At 69.2% G+C, this 19197-nt stretch carries 15 protein-coding genes and 2 pseudogenes; 4 read left to right on the top strand and 13 right to left on the bottom strand.

The window, feature by feature from the left end:
• Window positions 1–130: 130 nt before the first annotated feature.
• The 5 genes from IE260_RS11930 to IE260_RS11910 form a co-directional block, all read right to left on the bottom strand.
• A complete protein-coding gene (locus IE260_RS11930) occupies window positions 131–1447 on the bottom strand; it encodes an NAD(P)/FAD-dependent oxidoreductase (protein WP_189870765.1) in 1317 nt (438 codons plus the stop codon).
• A gap of 1 nt (window position 1448) precedes the next feature.
• Window positions 1449–1979 carry an NAD(P)-binding domain-containing protein gene (locus IE260_RS11925; RefSeq protein ID WP_189870763.1) on the bottom strand — a complete coding sequence of 177 codons (531 nt, stop codon included), beginning with the start codon at window positions 1977–1979 and terminating at the stop codon, window positions 1449–1451.
• A gap of 58 nt (window positions 1980–2037) precedes the next feature.
• Window positions 2038–2667, bottom strand: a complete 630-nt coding sequence (locus IE260_RS11920) for a hypothetical protein (protein ID WP_189870761.1) — start codon at window positions 2665–2667, stop codon at window positions 2038–2040.
• A 37-nt stretch (window positions 2668–2704) separates the two neighbouring features.
• Window positions 2705–2866: a hypothetical protein gene (locus IE260_RS11915; RefSeq protein ID WP_189870759.1), complete on the bottom strand. Its 162-nt coding sequence runs from the start codon at window positions 2864–2866 to the stop codon at window positions 2705–2707.
• Window positions 2867–3244: 378 nt separating this feature from the next.
• Window positions 3245–3892: a TetR/AcrR family transcriptional regulator gene (locus IE260_RS11910; protein WP_189870757.1), complete on the bottom strand. Its 648-nt coding sequence runs from the start codon at window positions 3890–3892 to the stop codon at window positions 3245–3247.
• Between the two features lie 143 nt (window positions 3893–4035).
• On the opposite strand from IE260_RS11910, the gene IE260_RS11905 reads away from it, so the two are divergent.
• Entirely contained in the window at window positions 4036–5352 is a 1317-nt protein-coding gene (locus IE260_RS11905; protein ID WP_229880693.1) for a saccharopine dehydrogenase family protein, read from the top strand.
• 56 nt (window positions 5353–5408) lie between these two features.
• Complete coding sequence (locus IE260_RS11900) at window positions 5409–6095, top strand: transporter (protein ID WP_189870755.1); 687 nt, start codon at window positions 5409–5411, stop codon at window positions 6093–6095.
• A 302-nt stretch (window positions 6096–6397) separates the two neighbouring features.
• On the opposite strand, the gene IE260_RS11895 is transcribed toward IE260_RS11900, so the two are convergent.
• The 3 genes and pseudogenes from IE260_RS11895 to IE260_RS41615 all read right to left on the bottom strand — a co-directional run.
• On the bottom strand, window positions 6398–7693 hold the full coding sequence (locus IE260_RS11895; protein ID WP_189870753.1) for an NAD(P)/FAD-dependent oxidoreductase: 1296 nt from the start codon (window positions 7691–7693) through the stop codon (window positions 6398–6400).
• A gap of 26 nt (window positions 7694–7719) precedes the next feature.
• Window positions 7720–7887 (bottom strand): RidA family protein, encoded by a 168-nt coding sequence (locus IE260_RS11890; RefSeq protein ID WP_229880662.1) that lies wholly within the window; start codon window positions 7885–7887, stop codon window positions 7720–7722.
• 660 nt (window positions 7888–8547) lie between these two features.
• Window positions 8548–8753: pseudogene (locus IE260_RS41615) on the bottom strand (SDR family oxidoreductase); the annotation flags it as partial.
• Between the two features lie 246 nt (window positions 8754–8999).
• Here IE260_RS41615 and IE260_RS11880 point away from each other — a divergent pair.
• The gene (locus IE260_RS11880; protein WP_189870750.1) at window positions 9000–9623 is read left to right on the top strand and encodes a TetR/AcrR family transcriptional regulator; all 624 of its coding nucleotides are present in this window, start codon (window positions 9000–9002) and stop codon (window positions 9621–9623) included.
• A 236-nt stretch (window positions 9624–9859) separates the two neighbouring features.
• Here IE260_RS11880 and IE260_RS11875 read toward each other — a convergent pair whose 3' ends face one another.
• A complete protein-coding gene (locus IE260_RS11875) occupies window positions 9860–13075 on the bottom strand; it encodes a bifunctional cytochrome P450/NADPH--P450 reductase (RefSeq protein WP_189870748.1) in 3216 nt (1071 codons plus the stop codon).
• Window positions 13076–13323: 248 nt separating this feature from the next.
• On the opposite strand from IE260_RS11875, the gene IE260_RS11870 reads away from it, so the two are divergent.
• A complete protein-coding gene (locus IE260_RS11870; protein ID WP_189870746.1) occupies window positions 13324–14385 on the top strand; it encodes a zinc-binding dehydrogenase in 1062 nt (353 codons plus the stop codon).
• A gap of 202 nt (window positions 14386–14587) precedes the next feature.
• On the opposite strand, the gene IE260_RS11865 is transcribed toward IE260_RS11870, so the two are convergent.
• The 4 genes and pseudogenes from IE260_RS11865 to IE260_RS11850 all read right to left on the bottom strand — a co-directional run bounded on the left by IE260_RS11865 (window position 14588) and on the right by IE260_RS11850 (window position 19137).
• On the bottom strand, window positions 14588–15790 hold the full coding sequence (locus IE260_RS11865) for a cation:proton antiporter domain-containing protein (protein WP_229880660.1): 1203 nt from the start codon (window positions 15788–15790) through the stop codon (window positions 14588–14590).
• A gap of 51 nt (window positions 15791–15841) precedes the next feature.
• Window positions 15842–15985, bottom strand: a complete 144-nt coding sequence (locus IE260_RS11860) for a hypothetical protein (protein ID WP_189870742.1) — start codon at window positions 15983–15985, stop codon at window positions 15842–15844.
• Between the two features lie 90 nt (window positions 15986–16075).
• Entirely contained in the window at window positions 16076–17461 is a 1386-nt protein-coding gene (locus IE260_RS11855) for a flavin monoamine oxidase family protein (protein WP_189870740.1), read from the bottom strand.
• Window positions 17462–17776: 315 nt separating this feature from the next.
• Window positions 17777–19137, bottom strand: a pseudogene (locus IE260_RS11850) (diacylglycerol/lipid kinase family protein).
• Between the last annotated feature and the right edge of the window lie 60 nt (window positions 19138–19197).

Raw genomic sequence — 19197 nt, 5'->3', positions numbered from 1 at the left:
TACCCGGAAAGGCGGTCGAGCGCGGGTGCGAGGGTGTCGAGCACCTCGGCCGCCGCCTGGTGGAACTCGGCCTCCCCCGGGTTGCGTCGGCGCACCTACGCGTAGACCGCCTCGATGTGTGCCTTGGGATTCATGGACCTGTCCTCCTGCTGAGGCGATCCGACAGCCGGTCGACCGCCCAAACCGCGTACAGCGCCGGAGAATTGAAGACGGGCGACGGGGCGAACCACGACCGCTGACGCCATACGGCGCGGAGGTCGTCGTGGAGTTCGTCGCCGGCGATCCGGTCGGCGAGCAGAGTGCCAAGGTACGGCGCCTGAGCGAGACCGTGGCCGTTGCAGCCGATGCCGTAGAAGACGTTGCTCTCGGCCTCACCGGCGACCGGCAGCCACGACGGAGTCAGGGCGACCCAGCCGCCCCAGGCTCGCCGGGGCGCGACGTCGCGCAGGGACGGGAACCGCTCGTGGAAGCCGCGGACGAGGTCCTGCACGACCGGTCGCGGCGGCTCGTGGTCCACGACCGCGCCGCGTCCCAACTGGAGCCTGCGGACACCGAACGTGATCGTGCCGCGCGGCGTGGGACGGAAGCTCTGCATGAGGTTGTGCTGGGTGGCGATGCCCGCGCGGCTCGTCCAGCCGATCTCCTCGAGCCGTCCGGGCTCGACCGGCTCGGTCTCGACCATGCTGACCCAGACCGGCGTGGCCAACCGCGCGGGCGGTCCCACCAGGGATCGGGAGTAGGCGTTGGTGGCGAGCAGCACCCGCTCCGCGCGCACGCGCCCTCGGTTCGCGCGCACGATGACCCGCGAGCCCTGGCGCTCCACCGCTTCCACAGCCGTATCCTCGAACACCCTCGCCCTCGACCGCAGGAGCTCGGCGCGCAGACCGAGCGTGAACTTCCCCGGATTGAGCAGTCCCCCGACGGGCTCGAGGATCCCGCCGAGGAACGAGTCCGGCAGTCCGAGTTCGCGGGCGTCGCCGAACTCGGCTTCGCCTCCCCCCTTCTGCAGGATCCGCGCCTTCCGCCTCGCCCTGCGCAGCTGCCCCAGGGAGACGGCGGCGCCAATGTTGCCCGTGGGCTCGTACTCGCAGTCGGTGTCGAGGCGTTCGAGGAGGCCCTCGGTGAAGTGGACGGCGCGCTCTGCGAAGCGCACCAGAGGCGGGAAGCGGCGCGGGTGGAGCGCGCTCAGCAACTCGGGGTCGCCCGCCGGGGCGCCGGTCAGCTGACCTGCGTTGCGCGAGCTCGCGCCCGTGCCGCAGAACCCGGCTTCGAGCAGAACGACGTCGAGGCCGCGCTCGGCCAGCCGCAGCGCGGCCGCCATGCCGGCGAGCCCGCCGCCGACGACCGCGACGTCGCAGGTGGTGTCTCCGTCGAGACCGGGTGCCACATCCGTCGGGGTGTCGGCCCAGCCGCTGTGCGCCGAGTACGTGATGCCGGAGTTGCTCATCTCACTCTTCCTTGGCCGGCTCGACGCCGGCCACCTTGGTCCGGGCCGAGAAGCCGAGCGTGCCCAGGCCGGCCGTTTTCGCGGCGGCCGGGTTCTGTTTCGCGGCCCCCAGCAGCCGTGCCTGCCGGCCGGATTGCCGCATGACGGCCAGTGCGGCGGCCGCGCCCTCGGCATTCGTGGCGATGGTCGCGGCCGCCCAGCGGTTCATCCCTTCGGCCTCTTCCGGCGCACCGCCCGCTGGATCGACGAGCGTGACACCACGCCAGTCGGTGACGGGGGCGAGGGCCGCGACGGCGATCTCGTACCTCGACGTACAGGTCACGACCAGGTGCGACGAGCCGACCGCTTCGACGACGGACCGCAGCGGCGTGATGCCGTCGCCTCCGAGCGCCCCCGCTCGTTCCGGGGTGCGGTTCCAGACCTCCACCGCGGGGTCACCCTTCGCGAACGTGCGGGCGAGGGCAGAGCCGATGAGCCCACATCCGATGACGGGCACGTCGTGGACGTGTGTGCAGCCACTGGCTCCTGTCATGCGCCCCCCAAACTCGACTTCGATTCGAGTTTCACTCTAACGAGTCACCCATACACCGTCAACGCCTCACCCGCACCCACCACTTCGTCGTCACCCATGAAAGGCCGATGCCTTGACGACCAACGAACGGACGACGTCGCCCGGGCGGGCCGAGGTGCGGCGCCTTGACCTCTACGACCGTGCGGCCCTGGAGGAGGTGGCCGGCGGCGCAGCCCTCGTCGTCCTCGGCGCGGGACCGGTACATCCGCACCTCCGAGCCGGTGATCTCGGCATGCCTCGAAGCCAAGGTGCCGCACCCGAACTTCGACGCCGACGTCGAGAGCACCCAGCACGCGCTGAGGCTCGCCGACAAGGCGCAGGACGCGGCGTTCCACTCTCTGCCGGCTGCGGCGCCCAGCCCGGCATGAGCAACGTGATGGCGGTCGACGCGGCGAGGGAGCTCGACACCGTCGAGGACATCGAGATGTTCTGGACGGTCGGCGACGAGCGGCCGAACGTCGGCCGGGCGGTGCCCCAACACCTCATGCACACCGCCGCCGACGTCTGGAGCGATCGATGCGCTGAAGTCGCCGTGGCCGCCACGTGCCGAGATCATGTGCGATGCCGCTAGCATCCGGGGGCCGATGATCAGGCCGCTGGCGATGGCGTCCCGCAGGTCGATGGTGCTGTACCCGCCGTCCGCGGTCATCAGGTGACGTGCGTGTGGCAGTCCACGAAGCCCGGCGTCAGTGCGTGCCCGACAGATCCACCACCTCGGCTCCGTCCGGCGGGCGGACCGTTACCTCGATGGATACGATCCGGTCGCCGTCGACCAGCACGTCACACTGCCCGCCCGGAGCATCGGCCACGCCGTCCCGGACCGTCGCACCTGTCAAGAAAATCGTCATCCGGTCGGTGCCTCCGCCGGTTCCGAGAACGGTGCGCCGCCCAATGGCGGCGCCAAGTGATCCACCGGATCAGGGAATGAGAGAACCAGTCGCTCGCGCAGCTGCATAGCGCGCGGACACGACGTGCGCCGGCGGGCCGTCGGCATCAAGGGCAGTGCTCAACCGGCGAAGGATTCGGGCGATCCCGAGACGAGCCGACCTGCACCGTGTCATCCGCCGGACAGCTCTCAGCCGGGTGACCGCCTGGGTCCGCCCACGGGGACCAGCCGCTCGGGCGCGGGGTTACCTGCCGCGGACCGTTGACACGCCCCGCTGCAAGCCACCTTCAGAGTCGAGATGCCTCGGACCGAGGCAAGTGGCTATCTGAACGCAGCGCCGCTACTGCCCGGCGGTGTGCAGTGACGGGATGCGCCGATGCGCGGCCACTGCGGGGTCGGCGCTGTAGAGCGTCGACATCCAGATGTTGTAGAGGACGTCGACGACCACCTGCGGATCGGCGTGCGGTACGCGGCCGAGGGCTTCGGAGAGGTAGCGCTCGTCCATCCAGATCAGGGCACTGGCCGTCTGCTCGACGTCCCCGAGTTCGCCGATCCGACCGCGAACCTGCTCGTCTCGGATGTGCCGGACGGTCGCCTCGATGAAACGCTGGACGAGCGCTTTATAGGCGCGCTCGACTTTCTCGTCGCTCGCGGCGGCGTCGGACAGCGCGCGCAGGACAGGGCCGTGCTCGACGTAGACCTCGACCAGGCCCTCGAAGGCACGCCGGGCGTCGGCAGCCGGGTCCTCGCCCCGCAGCCAGCGGTCGGTCATCTCGAACAGGGTGCGGCCGGCGTTCTCGACGACGCGCAGGGCCAGATCGTGCCGGTCACGGAAGTGCGCGTAGAACGCGGGGCGCTTGAGCCCGGTTCGGCTCATGACCGCGTCGACGCTGATCTCACGAAAGGGTCGCTCGCGCAGCAGCTGCTCGGCGGCGTCGAGAATCTCGCGTTCGGACTCGCGAGGATCATGCTTCGGTCGTCGGGCCATGAGCCCATAGTAGGGGCGAGCCGTGACTTACCGACCGTCATTGACAGCACGTAACTGAACACTGACCAAGGGTGGACAGAGCCGGAGACGATAGTTACATCGCGTCATTGACTCTGTGTCATTGAGCGCTCTAGCTTGTGGCCATGACCATGAGGACAGAGAAGAGAATCGTTTTCATCGGTGCCGCCGGTGAAATGTGCCGGGTCGCGATCGAACGCTTCGCCGGTGCGGTCCCGAACGGGAACTGGAAGCTGGAGCTGTACGACATCCGGCCCGAAAAGCTCGACGACCTGGTGCGAAAGCTGCCCCCGGGGATGGCGACCGCTGGATCGTTCGACCTCTTCGACGGAGCCGCGCTGCGTGCCGCGATCGACGGTGCCGCGCTCGTGGTGCTCGCAGCGGGGCCGTACATCCGCACCGCAGAGCCGGTGATGGAGGCGTGTATCGAGAAGAAGGTGCCCTACCTGGACCTCGACGACGACGAAGCGAGCACCCGCGCGGCATTGGAACTCGACGCGCAGGCGAAGGCAGCCGGCGTACCGATCTTCGTCTGCTGCGGCGCATCACCCGGGCTGACCAATGTGATGGCGGCCGACGCCGCCCGCGACATGGACACCGTCGAACGCATCGAAGTGTGCTGGGCGACCGGCGACGAGGGCCCGGTCCCGTTCGGGCGCGCGGTGCTCGATCACGCGATCCGCGGTTTCGCCGGACCATGTCACACCTGGGAGAACAGCCGCTCGGTCGTCCATCAGACCTTCCTGGAATCGGATGTCTTCGATCTGGGCAACTCCTTCGGCCACTACCGGCTCTACGAGTGCGCCCACCCGGAATCGGTGACGATGCCGCGGCGGTGGCCGGACGCCGACCGGATTCGTGTTCTCGGCGCGCTCGATCCGGCACCGATCAACGGCATCATGAGGGGCATCGCCGTAGCGGTGGAGAGCGGCAAGCTGCCCATGGACGACGCCATCGACTTCGTCAACGACGTCATCTGCGACAAGACCGGTTCGCTCAAGGTCTGGCCCTACGCCCTGAAGGGCGTGTGGGGCACGATTCGCCGTCGCGAGGTCAAAGCGAGTGAGGTACTGAAGTACCTCTGGTCCGCCGCCAGGAAAAAGCACCCCGACTTCCGCGGCATCAACTACGTGCGGGTGACCGGCGAACGCGATGGCGTGAAGGTGGTGTCGATCCGCCGAATTCCGGTCAGCGGGCCCGGCACCGCGTGGTCGGACATGGCGGCAGGAACCGGATCAGCGACCGCCGCATTCATGGTGCTGGCCGTCACGGACCTGGGCCGCACGGCAGGCGTTCTCGCGCCGGAGGACTGGGCCGATCCGGAGGAGTTCTACGAGGCGCTGGCACGCACCGGCAACTCACCGCTCACCGATGTCATCGAGGCGGTGGTCCGCCCGAGCACGGTGTTGACCTCCGGGAAGCCGAGCGCCGCTCGGCCCTAGAGACGTCTCCTTCTCGCGTTCCGCGAAGTTCCCCCCAGTAGTCACAGAAGGTAACCATGGAGTTCAAAGTAGTACTGCTCTTGATTGCCGATGTCTGGATGATCTACGCAGGCTATGCCTACGGCGCGAGGTTCATCCGACAGTACTCGAACTACCTCCTCGGCATCGAGTGGATCGTCATCGCGCTCTCCGGCACCAATGTCGTGCTGCTCGGATTGATCGGCGGCGACCACGACAGCCCGTCTTATCACCTGATGCTCTTCTTCGACGCGTTCTCCAGATCGTTCGGCATCACCTTGGTCCTGGTGCTGGGCATGCTGAAGGTCACGCACCGGTACAAGCCGTCACTGACAGTCGATATCGGAGCGTTCGGACTCGCGATCGCGACCGGCCTGTACCTGGCGGTGTTCGGCCAACCGATCACCACACCCTGGGCAATTTTCTACATCGTGGTGAATGCCCTGGCCTCGCTGTTCATGTTTTATGTCGCCTTCCGCCTCTGGGCCGTCGACGAACGCCGGCACGCGGCATGGGTCGTCATCGCGACGGTCGGCGCGGCCGCGGTCGCCGGCACGTATGACTTCATACATATCCCGGGGGACGACGAGAACCATACGATCTTCTACACCATCGCGATCACCATCTGGGCTCTCCAGATGACCGCTTACTTCTTCGCCTACCGGGCACTGCACAACCACAACGCACAGGTCGACGCCGATCGGGCGAAGATGGCCGCGGCCTAGTGCCCGTCTCCCGCCCGACCGGGTCAGGGCCTCCATCTGCCACGGGGGCCGGGCACCCTCTGCCAGGCGCGATCGCCAAGGCATCGACGGCGGCGAGGTCGCCGACCACGCCGTGGTCGACCAGGTCGAAGACCGGGGACTCGGCGTCCTTGTTGCGACTCACGCGGCGTGCGTGCGGTGACCTGTGTTCGCGAAGTAGCACAGCGGCTTGTCGGGGTTCGCACGACGCGATTCCTGCAGCATGGTGGCGAGGTTGAAGCTCATGAGAAGGCACTTGCAGGTGAGTGAGCGCTGCCTTGCTGCTAGCTGATCTTTCGGTCCGCCCTTCGGTCGCATGCCCACATCGTGCGCATCACCGGTGCGTTGAAGACGAGGGCGGGTGCGAACCGTGGCCGCTGCCGCCAGACGGTGTCGAGGTCGTCGTGGCCCTTGCCGTCGACCAGTCGGTCGGCGAGGAGGGTGCCGAGGTACGGCGCCTGGGCGAGGCCGTGACCGTTGCAGGCGATCAGGTACGAGACGTTCCTCGCGACGTCTCCGGCGACCGGAAGCCACGACGGCGTCATCGCGATCCACCCGCCCCACGCCCGCTGGATCGCGATGTCGCGCAGGGCGGGGAACCTGCTGCGGAAGCCGTCGGTGATGTCCGACACGACCGCGGGATCCGGCTTGCGCGCCCCCACGGTGCCCCGCGCCACCTGCAGTTGGCGAACGCCGGTGACGATCGTGTTGCGCCGGGTCGGGCGGTAGCTCTCCATGATGCTGTGCTGCGTGGCGAGACCGGAGCGGCTCGTCCAGCCGGTCGCCTCCAACCGGTCGACCGGTTCGGTCTCGATCATGCTGACCCAGATGGGAGCCGCGAGCCGCTTCGGCGCGATGGAGAGCTCGCGGGAGTAGGCGTTGGTGGCGAGCACGACCTTCTCAGCCCGGACGTGGCCTCGCGGCGCGGCGACGATCACCCCCACGCTGGTGGGCTCCACCGCCTTGGCGGGGGTCTGCTCGTACACCTTCACATCCGACGCGAGGAGGGCCTTGCGGAGACCGAGGGCGAACTTCCCGGGGTCCATGACACCCCCGACGGGCTCCAGCATTCCGCCGAGGAACGCGTCCGGCAGGCCGAGGTCCCGGCCATCACCGAACTCGACGTTCACCCCCGCCTTCTGAAAGATCTCCGCCTTCTTCTTCGCGATCCGGAGCTGTCCCGGGGAGACCGCCGCCGCGACGTTGCCCGTCTGCTCGTACTCACAGTCGATGCCGTGCCGGTCGATCAGCTTCTCGGTGAAATCGACGGCTTCCTCGGCGAGGCGGACGAGGCCCTGGAAGCGGCGGGGATGCAGGGCGCTCAGGAGCTGTGGGTCACCGCCCGGCACACTGCCCAGCTGGCCGGCGTTGCGCGAGCTCGCCCCGCACCCGCAGAACCCCGCCTCCAGCAGCACGACGTCCGCGCCCCGCTCCGCAAGGCGCAGCGCGGCAGCCATTCCCGCATACCCGCCGCCGACGACCGCGATGTCACAGGTGACCTCGCCTTCGAGCGCCGCTGTCACGTCATCGGGGGGATCGGCCCAGCCGAACTCCGAGTAGACAACCTCTGTGGACGTCATCTCCTGCCTCCGTACTTTCAGTCGGATCAGCGGTCGCCGCTGCCTGCGACGGCCACGACACGGGTATCGACGAGCCATTCGGGGCGCGCCAGCTGGGACACACCGACCGCCGTCCAGGACGGGTGACGGTCACGGATGTACTCGTCCTTGGCGCGCACGAAGCCGGCCAGGTCGATGCCGGCCTGCCCGGACACCCAGACCAGATCTCCGACTCGGGTCGCCTGCGAGAAGTACAGCCGGTCGTGGATTCCTTGAGTCGAGGTCGTTGATCGACTGGCGTTCCTCGCCGGGTGACCGACCTGGCGGAAGACGGGCGAGCGGAACGGGTCTCCCAGGTTCAGCTTCGCGATCTCGTCGACGAAGAGGACGCCGTTGCGGGCGCGAGGTCAGCGTCGATGTCGGGCAGCCGGGGCAGCACGCCGCCACCGTGGAGGGGTTCGGTCGGATCGTCGAGGTTGAACGTGGTCCCGTCGTACTGGACACCTCTGTGGGAGCCACGGATGATTTCCAGCGAGTTCTGCTCCGGGATCGGCTGGAAGCAGATCCAGGCGTTACCCCGGTGCTCGCCGGCTCAGGGCAGGTATGTGGTGTCCTGGTGCCAGGAGCTGCGGGCGCCCTCGACGACCAAGCGCGGCTCAGTGCCGTCGAACATCGCAGTCCTTCACGAGGACTGCTCCGTCGTTCCGGAACGTTCACGCACTGTCTCGTGCATCGGTGGATCCCTTCTTCGTGTCGGGTGTGGGTAACGGTAAGGGCTTTGACGAATTCACACAACATATGTTACGAGAATTGGACTGCCGAAGCGAAGCCCCACGGTCCGGGCCCGGACAACCCGAATACCCAGCCGGACGGGCTCACTTGGACAAGTGGCCGCCGTCGACGTGATGGGAGCTGCCGTTGACGAACGAGGCACACTCCGAGAGCAGGAACGCCGCCAGCTCCGCGACGTCCTCCGCCGTTCCGAGGCGCTCGGCGGGGTGCAGGTCGATCAGCTGGGCGGCTCCTCGTCGGTCACGCCGGCCAGGAGGGGGGTGACCATGAAACCGGGCACGAGCGCCGACGGCCCTCTGGGCGCCTTTGTCGTTGATGTCGGCGACGGCAAGGGCGGCGCCCCCGGCTGCCGGCCGACGGGCCACCGCAAGGCCGATACCGGGTCCTGGCCGCTGTTGTGCGAGCGCCGGTGGGTCCACCCCTGCTTGATGTACGGCGGAATCGCGCCGAGGGAGCCTGCGCCCGGCAACTTCTCACTCGAAGGCCGACTAGGTCAGTAGACCTAGTCGCCGGACTAAGTCCTTATACTGAGGTTATGGCTCACGTTTCCGCGGCTGAACGCCGCCCTCAGCTGATCAAGGCGGCCATCGACCTGATGACCCGGGAGGGCGTCGCCGCCGGCAGCACGCGTGCCATCGCCGCCGAGCTGGGCGTCGCTCAGGCCACGGTCCACTACACCTTCGGCACGAAGGAGGACCTCTACCGAGCGGTCATGGATCACCTCACCGAGGAGCTGATCGCGCAGGTCGAGCAAGCGGCTCCCACGGACGCCGGTTTCGAGGAGACGATCGCCGCGCTGGCGGGTGCACTGTGGCGCACCGTTCGCGAGGAGGCCAGCTCCTACCACCTGCTGACGGAGCTGACCATGTTGGCCCTGCGCACTCCCCGCCTGAGTGAGACCCGCCAGGCCCACCTCCGTGGCGTGATCGAGGTGACTGCGAGGCTGATGGACGAGGCAGCGGCACGTGCTGGGTACCGTCTCGCCCAGCCGGCGGAGACGATCGCCAGGTTCTTCCTCGCCGGCTTCGACGGCCTGACCCTGCAGCGCCTCTCGGCACCGGACGTCGACTCGGAACGCGCCGGGCTTCAGGCTCTGGTGGCCGCGACCACGGCTCTGGCCGGAGGGCAGCTGCATCTCGTGGACGTGCCGACCAGCTGACGCGACGGCGGTGACCTATCGGCTCGTGAGGGCGGCTTGACCGGCGCCGCCGGTGACGGCGGTCGGAGTGGGCCGCCCCCGGCCATCCCCCATGTGCCGCGTTCTCGAGCAGCCCGGCATGTGGTGGCCGGCTCAAGTGGACGGACCAGGGAGCGTTTCAGGACACGACGGCACGGCCACGGGCGCGCTGGGCGCCCGTGGCCGTGGGGGTGTTCGGCGGAGCCGGATGGCGGTGGTCAGCCGGCCCAGACGTCCTCGACGTAACGGCCGGACTCGATCAGGGCTTCCAGATAGGCGGTGGCCTCCTCGTCACTGGCGCCGGTGTTCTTGCGGTAGACCGCCATGAACGCCTCCCGCACCGCGGGGGCCATGCGCCGGCCGTCGCCGCAGATGTAGACCCGGCCGCCGGCCTCCAGTACGGCCCAGACCTCGTCGCTCTCGCGGGCGATGCGGTCCTGGACGAAGCGGGCGCCGTCCTCGGGTGCGTGCATGAAGGTGGGGCGCATGCTGACCGCTCCGGCCGCCTCGGCGGCTTCGAAGTCCTCCCGGTGCAGGTAGTCGACGTCGGGGTGGTCGCAGCCGAAGTAGCACAGCAGCGTTCCGGTCGACCCGGTGTGCAGCCGGTCGAGGACCGCCCCGCGGAAGGGCGCCAGCCCGGTGCCCGCGCTGACCAGGATGACCGGTACGGACGGGTCCTCGGGCAGACGGAAGGCCTCGCTGCACGGCAGTACCCGGGCCTGGACGGTGTCACCGGCCTCGACGGTCTGGATGTAGTGCGACGCGATGCCGTGGAAGGTGCCCTCGCCGCTCCGGTGGGGTGCGGCGAGCAGCGACACCATCAGGTCGACCTCACCGGGGGATGCCTCGGCGGACGAGGAGATCGAGTAGTGGCGCGGGCGCAGGACGGGCAGCAATTCCAGGAAGCGTTCGAAGGGCAGCTCGCAGGCGCGGTAGCGCTCCAGCAGGTCCAGAACACTGGATCCGGTGGCGGTCACCTGCTCGCGGAAGGTCTCGGCATCCGCCGCGGCGAGTTCGGCCAGGGGGCGCTTCTCCGGCGGGCATTCGGTGTGCTCGGCGAGCGCGGCGACCTGCTCCTGGGTGGCGGCGTCCTGGAGTTCCACGAACTCGGTCAGCAGCCGGCGCAGGGTCAGCGGGCGGTCGACCGGCAGGGCGTTGCGGCTGCGACGGCGGGCGCGCAGCTTGACGGTGCGGTCGAGGTCGAGACCGAAGCGGTCGGCGACCCGCTGAACCAGGCCGGCCGGGTTGGCCGGGAGTACGGCCAGGTGGTCGGCGGTGCGGTAGGTGACGCCCTCGGGCAGCCGCAGCCTCACGAAGCGCTTGGAGCGGCCGAGCTCGTGCTCCATGTCGACGAGTTCGTACGCCTCCAGCACCTCCATCGGCACCACGCCGTGCCGTGCGGCGAGCTCGCCGATGACCGAGTCGGTGGCGTCCTGGAGTTCGTAGAGGCCCTCGTCGTCGTCCGCCGGTTCGGCGGCCACGACCGCCTCGCCGGTTGCGGCGCCGTAGCGCTCCAGCAGGGCGTTCCACAGGTCGCCCGTCCACCGGTCCACCGCGGTCGCGAAGTCACCGGAGGCGTCGGCCGCGCCGCGCTCCATCAGTGACGTGGCACCGGCTGCCGCCAGGCGCTCGTCGATGAGGGTGGGGACGCGCTGATAGGTGGCTGCCCAGTTGCGGTCGCCGACACCGAGTACGGCGTAGGTGACACCGTCGAGCGAGCCGGGCTCGAGCCCCTCCAGCCACGCCACGAACTCCGCGGCGTCGTCGGTGGGCCGGCCGTTGTAGGAGGCGGCCACGATCACCACCGGGCCCTCGGCGGCCCCCAGCTTGCCGGTGTAGTCGTCGAGGGGTGCCACGGACGCGGCGAACCCGTGGTCGTCGCCGTCCGCCGCCAGATCGCGGGCTATGCCTGCGCAGGTGCCCAGGTTGGAGCCGTGCAGCAGCGTCAGTGCGGTACCGGTGGCGCGTCGGAGCGAGCGCCCCTCCTGGCCGGCGGGGGCGCTGCTCGCGGCGACGGCGGGCATACGGCGCTCATCGCTGGTGCGCCGGGCCAGCTCGAGGGTGAAGTCCACCGGCTTGAGCGTGAGCGCGAATTTCATCTTCATCTGGTAGTCGGCGTGGTCGATCAGCCGGTAGCGGTGCACCAGGAGACCCAGGAGGAGGGTGGCCTCGTGGAGGGCGAACTGACGGCCGATGCAAGCACGTTCACCGTTGCCGAACGGCTTGAACAGGTGCACCGGGCGGGACGCCTCCCGCTCGGGCGAGAAGCGCTCGGGGTCGAACAGCTCGACGTTCTCGCCCCAGGCCGGGTCGCGGTGCAGGGTCGGGGTGACCACCTGCAGCGTCTCGCCCTTGCGCACGGCGTACTTGCCGCCGATGACGGTGTCCTCGATGGGCTCCACGGCGAAGCCGGGCGCGGTCGGCCACAACCTCAAGCTCTCGTTGAGCACCTGGCGGATGTACGTGAGCTTGCCGATGTCCCCGTACTCGGGCTCCGGGGTGTCGGTGTCTCCCCACAGGGCGTCCACCTCGGCCTGGGCCCGCGCGAGCACCGCGGGGTACTTGGTCAGGTAGTACAGGGCGAAGGTCAGGGCGCCGCTGGTGGTCTCGTGCCCGGCGACGAGGAACGTGATCACCTGGTTGCGGATGTTCTCGTCGTCCAGCAGCCGGCCTGTCACCGGGTCCGGGGTGTGCAGCATCCGGCCCAGCAGGTCGTCCGTGCTCGTGTCGCCGGACGCCCTGCGCTGCCGGATGACCTGGTCGACCACGTCCCTCATCAGCTTGACGTCCTGGTGGAACTGCTCGGTCTGCTTCCGCTTGAACACCTCCATGCCCGGCATGGACTCGACCTTGTCCTGGGTGTAGCCCAGTGCCCGTATCATCGCGGCGACGAAGGGGTGCGGCTGGTCCCGGCGGAGCGACTCGAAGTCGTAGCCGAAGCCGCACTGCCCGATGGTGTCGAAGGTCAGCCGGGTCATGTCCTCAGGGATGTCCACGGCGTGCTCGCCTGCGGCACGGTCCCACTTGGCGATCAGGGAGCGGCACACCCGGAGCATGGTCGCGTGGTAGCCGCGCATCGCGCCGAGTGAGAACGCCGGCATCAGGATGTCGTGCGCCTTACGCCAGTTCGGCTCGTCGTTGAAGGCGGTGAACAGGCCGTCCTCGGCTATCGCGCGTGCCGCGACCTGGTCCGGCGGCGTGTTCTTGCGGAACCGGGTCTCGTCCGACAGCTCCGTCACCAGATCCAGGCCGCCGACGTAGATGTAATTGGTCCCGAAGACGCGGAGCCGGAACACGGGCCCCATCTTCTTGAACTCCTTCATGAGGTGGAAGACGAGGTCGGCCCCGCTCGGGGTACCGAGGCCGTGGCCGACCAGGGGCAGCGCCGGGCGCTCGGGGATCGCCTCGGCCCTGTAGACGGACGCGTGAGTCATGAGCGTGCCTTTCCTCAGCATGACCAGTCGTTCGTCAACCAACATACAGACGACATTGTCAGTTGACCAAGTCGATCGACTGTGCCGAGCGACACGTTCGAGCGACAGAACGAAAACGGCATGCAGAACGTTGCCCGGCGAGAACTTGACAGGCGGCTCAGTCGGGCGACACGGTTGGGTGACATGGTCAGTCGACAAAGTACAGCGACGACCGTGCACTTTCTCATCGAAGGAATAGAGGTTCCGCCATGAGCACCATGCTCGCCGGACGGCTTCACCTGGATACGCGTACGTTCGCCGTCGAAGAGGTCCCCGTGCCCGTGCCCGGCCCAGGAGAGGTCCTGGTCGAGGTGCGGGCGGCCGGGGTGTGCCTGTCGGACGTCCACCTGATCGACGGCAGCCTCAGCCCCCTCTTCCCTGTCGACGCCGTCAGGAGCAGCCGCGCGATCACGCTCGGCCACGAGGTCGCGGGCGTCGTCCACACCCTCGGCCCGGACACGCGGGGCACATGGACACCCGGTCAGCGGGTGGTGCTCCAGTCGGGGCAGGCGTGCGACACGTGCGAAGGCTGCCTGCGCCGCTCGACGTGCCGGCAGCCGCTGACGCTCGGCGTGGACTACGACGGAGGCTGGGCCGAGTACGTCATCGCCCGCCAGGAAAACCTGGTCCTGATCCCGGACGACCTGCCGTTCGACCAGGCCGCGATCATCCCCGACGCCGTCTCCACCCCCTACGCCGCCATCCTGGAGACAGGCGTGGTGCGGCCCGCGCACGCGGTCGGTATCTGGGGTGCGGGCGGCCTCGGCGTGCATGCCGTCCGGATCGCCCGCATGGTCGGCGCGGCCCCGATCATCGTCGTCGACCCGCTGCCCACCGCTCGCGAGCGCGCCCTCGCCTTCGGGGCGGACATCGCGCTGGACCCGGCCTCGCCGGACTTCGCCCAGGCAGTGGGCCTGGCCACGGGCGGACGTGGCATCCAGGTCGCTTTCGACTTCGCCGGCGTGCCGGCGGTTCGTGCACAGGCCATCTCCGTACTCGGTCCCGAGGGGGTCCTGGTCCTGGCCGGGCTCACGCCGGAGCCGATCACTGTCGACGACAGCCTGGGCTTCTGCTTCCAGCTCAACCAGATCCGCGGCCACTACGGTTCCGGTCCCGAGCACGTGGAAGAGCTCGTCCGCCTGGTCTCCGCCGGACGGATCGACCTGGCCCCGTCCGTCTCCGCCCGCGTTCCACTGGCTGAGGCGGCCGACGCCGTCTCACGTCTGGAGAACAAGACCGGCGACCCGATCCGGCTGGTGCTCACCCCCTGAGTTCGCGCCCCGACCGGCCCGACGGGGAGCGGCGCGCTCGACTGATCGGCTCCGGTGCCGGAGGACCTGTGATGACACCGGTCATCACAGGTCCTCCGGCCATTTCGCACAACGCGCTTCTCACGGACGGACCGCACCTCCGCGCTCCGCGCCGGCTCCACACCCCGCCCCGGCCGACACGATCAGCCGGGGCGTCCACCTGTCACCTGGCGGGATCCGCTGGAACGGTTGGCTTCCGGGAATGGCGTTCGAACCATCGGGCGGCGGGTTCCGTCGTGACGCCGTGCAGGACGACGCTGAGGAGGACGGTCGCGCAGGTGACGTTGACGACGAACGCCGCGTCGTCACCGTCGAGTTGGGTGTACGCCAGGACCGCGAAGACGATGGACGTCACGCCGCGCGAGCCGAACCATCCGATCGCTGCACGCTCGGCCCCGCTGAAGGCCGTGCCGGCGAGCGCGACGACCACTGGCAGCATCCGGGCGGCGGTAAGGGCAAGCAGCGCGTAGGCGAGGACAGGAAGTCCGACTCCGTGGGCGAACTCCTCCGCAATCAAGGCGCCGAAGGTGAACCAGACCGCCAGAGCCATCAGGTGACCCGCGTCGTACACGAGTCGGAGATGCTCGTTGCCGAGGCCGTGTGCGGTGCGGGCGTAGCACAGCCCTGCCACGAAGGCCGCCACGAATCCGTTGCCGCCGACGAGCACGGAGGCCGCGTAGGCGAGGAACGGCAGCGCGAGATTGGCCAGGCGCAGACCGTCGGGCGTCGCCCAGCCGGCACCGAGGCACCGCCGCATCGCCCGACCGGCCAGGCAGCCCATGGCCGCGCCTGCCAGCACCGCGTACCCGGCGCCCATGACGGCGTTCAGGACCAGGTCGGCGAAGGAGTCGCCCTCGGCTGTGACGAGGTTGGCGACGCAGAACACGAAGAGGGGCGAGATGAGCCCGTCGTTGAATCCGCCTTCGATGTTCAGGGCGGCGCGCACCCGCAGCGGGACCCGCTCATCTCTCAGGAACTTCAGGGCCGGAGCGAGGTCCATGGGCATCACGACGAGCGCGGCCACGGCCAGGAGCCACCAGTTCGTGCCGGGAAAGAGCAGGGCACCGAAGAGAGCGGCGAGGACGACGGAGCCCGGCAGGGCCAGGCCCAGCAAGCGGCCCTCGCCCACCGATCTGCCCAGCTGTTCGTAGTCCCTGGTCTCGGTGGCGTCCGTGAACAGCATCACGGCCAGCACGAGTTCGACGCACGTCTGGAAGGTGTGCGTCTCCATGTCGAGTGAGACGGCCGGACGGTCGCCGCCGGTCAGCAGAACGCCGGCGGCCGCGAACGCGATGGGCGCCGTGATGCTCCAGCGGGCCATCCGCTCCGCCACAAGGGACCACACGAACAGGAGCGACAGAAGCACGAGGACAGCGACCACAGGGACTCACATGGGCGTGAATGGACAAATCGACGTCTACTTCTGGGCCTGCTCACCCAGCATGCCGACCATGTAGAGGAAGCCATAGGCGAAGAAGACGTAGAAGAACACCCGCAATGCGACGCCCTTCGCCTTCCGCCGCTCTCCGACCCTGGCCGTGTCGTATCGCCGGCTGCTCAAAGCGGGCTCTCTTTCTGGAGGTTCTGGAGGCCGGATGCGGCTGGTCCGCCGGGCCCGTTGAGGGGTTCGGGTGGGAATCGAGGTCGGTGCCTAGTGCCTCAAGCTCGCGAGAACCGCCTTTGCGGCGCTCTCGCCCGAGGTCGCCGCGTCAGCGAGTGAAGGCATGTCGAGCTGGTAATCGCCGGCCAGGTGGATCGGCCCGAGGGGATTGCGCAGCGTCGGCAGCGAGGCGCGCCTTCCGGGAGCCCAGAAAGGCACCACACGACGGTGCCGCCGCACGATCCCCTCCCCGAGCTTCCCTTCGAGCTGGGGGTAGACCGAAATCAGGTCCTTGGCGAACCGAGCGACGATCTCTTCGTCGGAAAGCTCGAACAAGTCGTCGGCCACGGCGCCGCCGGCGAAACACGCCAGCGCACCTCCGGGCTTCCGTGTGGCGCCCTTCCGAGTGGCGGCGGCGTGGTTGAACATCGCCTGGAAGGAGAGCTGCGGCGTGGACACGCCGAGGAGCTCGTCCCAGGGCTGAGGCCCCTCCTCCTCGGTGAAGAAGCCGACGATCACGTACCGGCCGTAGCGAATGTCATCGAACGCGTTGCGGTACGTCTGCGGAAGTTCCGGAAGTATCTGCACCGCGACGTCGCCGGGAACCGCCACGACGGCCCGCTTGGCGCGCACCCGCACCGGGCGGTCCCCGTCGACATAGTTCACGACAACGCCGTCTTCGTCCGGCTCCACGGACCGGACCGTCGACCGGAGTCGGAGGCGTTCGCCGAGATCGGCGGCGAGAATGTCGGTCAGCGTCTGATTACCCCCTACCGGCAGGGCGAAATTCGGCACCTTCGCCGGGTCCGTCAGGGCAATCCCTATGGACGTCACAAGCTGCGTCGCTGCCGTTTCCCCGGGCTCGCATCCCATCCACTGGCCCGACCACGAGCGGACCATGTCACGAGCCACGTCGGAGCGAACGCCGCGCAGAAGGTCCGATGCGAGACGCCTGTCGAGCTTGGCGCGCACCCTTTGCGCAATGCGGCTGTCCGACCCGAGGAACGGAACGGCGGAAAGGATTCGGGCGCCGACCATCACCATGCCGACCTGATCCATGAAACTCATCCGCGTGCGGAACATGAGCGCGAACAGGTTGGACGTGTCGACCAACTCCCCGTTGAGAGCCAGCGCCACGCCCTTGCCGGCCAGCGACCCCATCTCGATGCCGTGGTGGTGGAGAGCATCGATCAACGGCCCGGTCCCCTCGGTGAACTGCGTTCCGACGTTGATCCAGTAGTCGCCCTTCCGCACCGTTTCGACACGTCCGCCCGCCCGCTCCGCGGCCTCGAGCACGACGACGTCGGTCTCGCCGACGAGCGTCGTCGCCGCCATCAGCCCCGCCATCCCCGCACCGATGACGACGACGTCACAGGTCTCCTCGCGCACAGGCTGCGCTGTGCTCGTTGCACTCGGCTCGGACTCCGCGTTCGTCATCCTTCTTCGTTCCTCACTTCGACATCCAGAACGGCTGTTGCGGCAGGGCTCGACGGACCGGTGACACGGCCAAGATCCCGATCTCGAATCGAGTTTGAGTTTACATCATGATCGCGCCCCCATCTCGATCGAGGGCCCCCGGCCCGGGCGCCGTCCCCCTCACGTACCGCTGCAGCACCGTGCCCCGCGCCGAACGGCGGGCCCAGGTGCGCAGAACCGACAAGGCTCTCACCATGGATCGGCGGCGCTCGGAGAGCCACTGGTTCCGACAGCGTGGCCGGTGTGGCTATTGCAGGGCGAGCTCCTGAAGGCCTTTCAGCCGCGGGAACGCTCAGCGATGGTCTGCGCGTGCGTGGTCCGCCCGGTGCGGCCGAAGGCGAGGTCGATGATCCGTCGCCAGTCGACGGGCGGTGCGGGTACGACGGTGTCCGGGCGGTCGCGCGGTACCAGGACCCGCAGCGCCCCCGGGCGCAGCGTGCACACGACCGGGGTGGGCATCCGCAACGCCTCGCCGTCGACCGCCACGGGTATCTCGTCCGTGTCGGTGGTCACTTCGACGCGCTGCGCGGTCATGACGGTCAGCCCCTCGGACTGCGAGCCCCGCACGGCGACGTCGGCCGCCTGCGCCGCGTCCTCCACCCGAATGCCCAGCACCCCCAGTACGCCGCCGTCGAGCCGCGGCCGGCGGCCTCCTCCGCCGAGCTCGTCGGGTGAGACGTAGGGGTTGTTGCTGACCAGCAGCGCCTGCTGGGACGAGAGCTCCGTGCCGTCGGCCCGCGCGTCGAGCCGTCGCACGTGCTCGCCGAGCAGCAGGTCCGGCATGAGGGTCAGCGCCGTGCCCGCCTTGTCGTCGCGGTACTCGCGATGCTGCACGACATCGGCGTACACCCCGAACGACATGGTGTTGACGAAGGCCCGGCCGGCGACGTCGCCCAGGTCGACCCTGAGCTCCTCGCCCTCGGTCAGCGCGTCGAGGCAGCGGGAGGGGTCGGAGCGGTCGAGCCCCAAGTCCATGGCGAAGTGGTTGCGGGTGCCGGCACAGACCACGAGGAACGGCAGGTCGTGCTCGGCGGCGACAGCCGCGACCAGGGCCTGGGTGCCGTCGCCGCCCGCGACGCCGAGCAGGTCCGCGCCCTCGGCGACGGCCCGCCGGGCCAGCTCGGCGACGTCGGCCGGGGCGGACGGATCGAGCACGATCACCCGGGCGCCGAGCTCTTCCGCCCGCTCGGCCAGCCGGAAACGGCGGACCTTCCCGCCCCCGGACTTCGGGTTCATGATCAGGAGCGGCCGCTTCGGAGGGAGCGCGGCGATCGCCCGCGCCGGACTCTCCGGGCGCGCTCTGCGCAGCGCCGCCCGGCCGCAGGCCGGCGCCGCACTCCAGCACACGCTCAGGACCAGAGCCGTCACCCACAGCCCGTCATAGGCCAGGAGCACGCCGACGGCGACGGGTGCCGCGACCGCGAGGACCGCACCGAGCAGCCGCACCGGGCCGCGGTGCGCCACGAACCACCAGAGGCGGCACAGACCACCAGGCCGAGGAGTCCGGCTCCGATGACGACGAGTCCGCCCTCCCCCAGCGCGAGCAGAAGCACGACGACCGCGCCGATCGCCGCGAGCACGGCCAGACGCGCCAGCACTCGCGCGGCGCCGTTCCGGCTGGAGCCGGTGGTGCGCATCCCTCCCATGGCTGCCTCTCCTGCCCGGGCGTGACCGCGAGCCGGTCCGGGGCACCAGCG

The organism is Streptomyces viridiviolaceus (assembly GCF_014650995.1).
GTDB lineage: Bacteria > Actinomycetota > Actinomycetes > Streptomycetales > Streptomycetaceae > Streptomyces > Streptomyces viridiviolaceus.
Note: the sequence above shows the minus strand (reverse complement) of the source record. Positions and strands in the feature narration are given on the sequence as shown.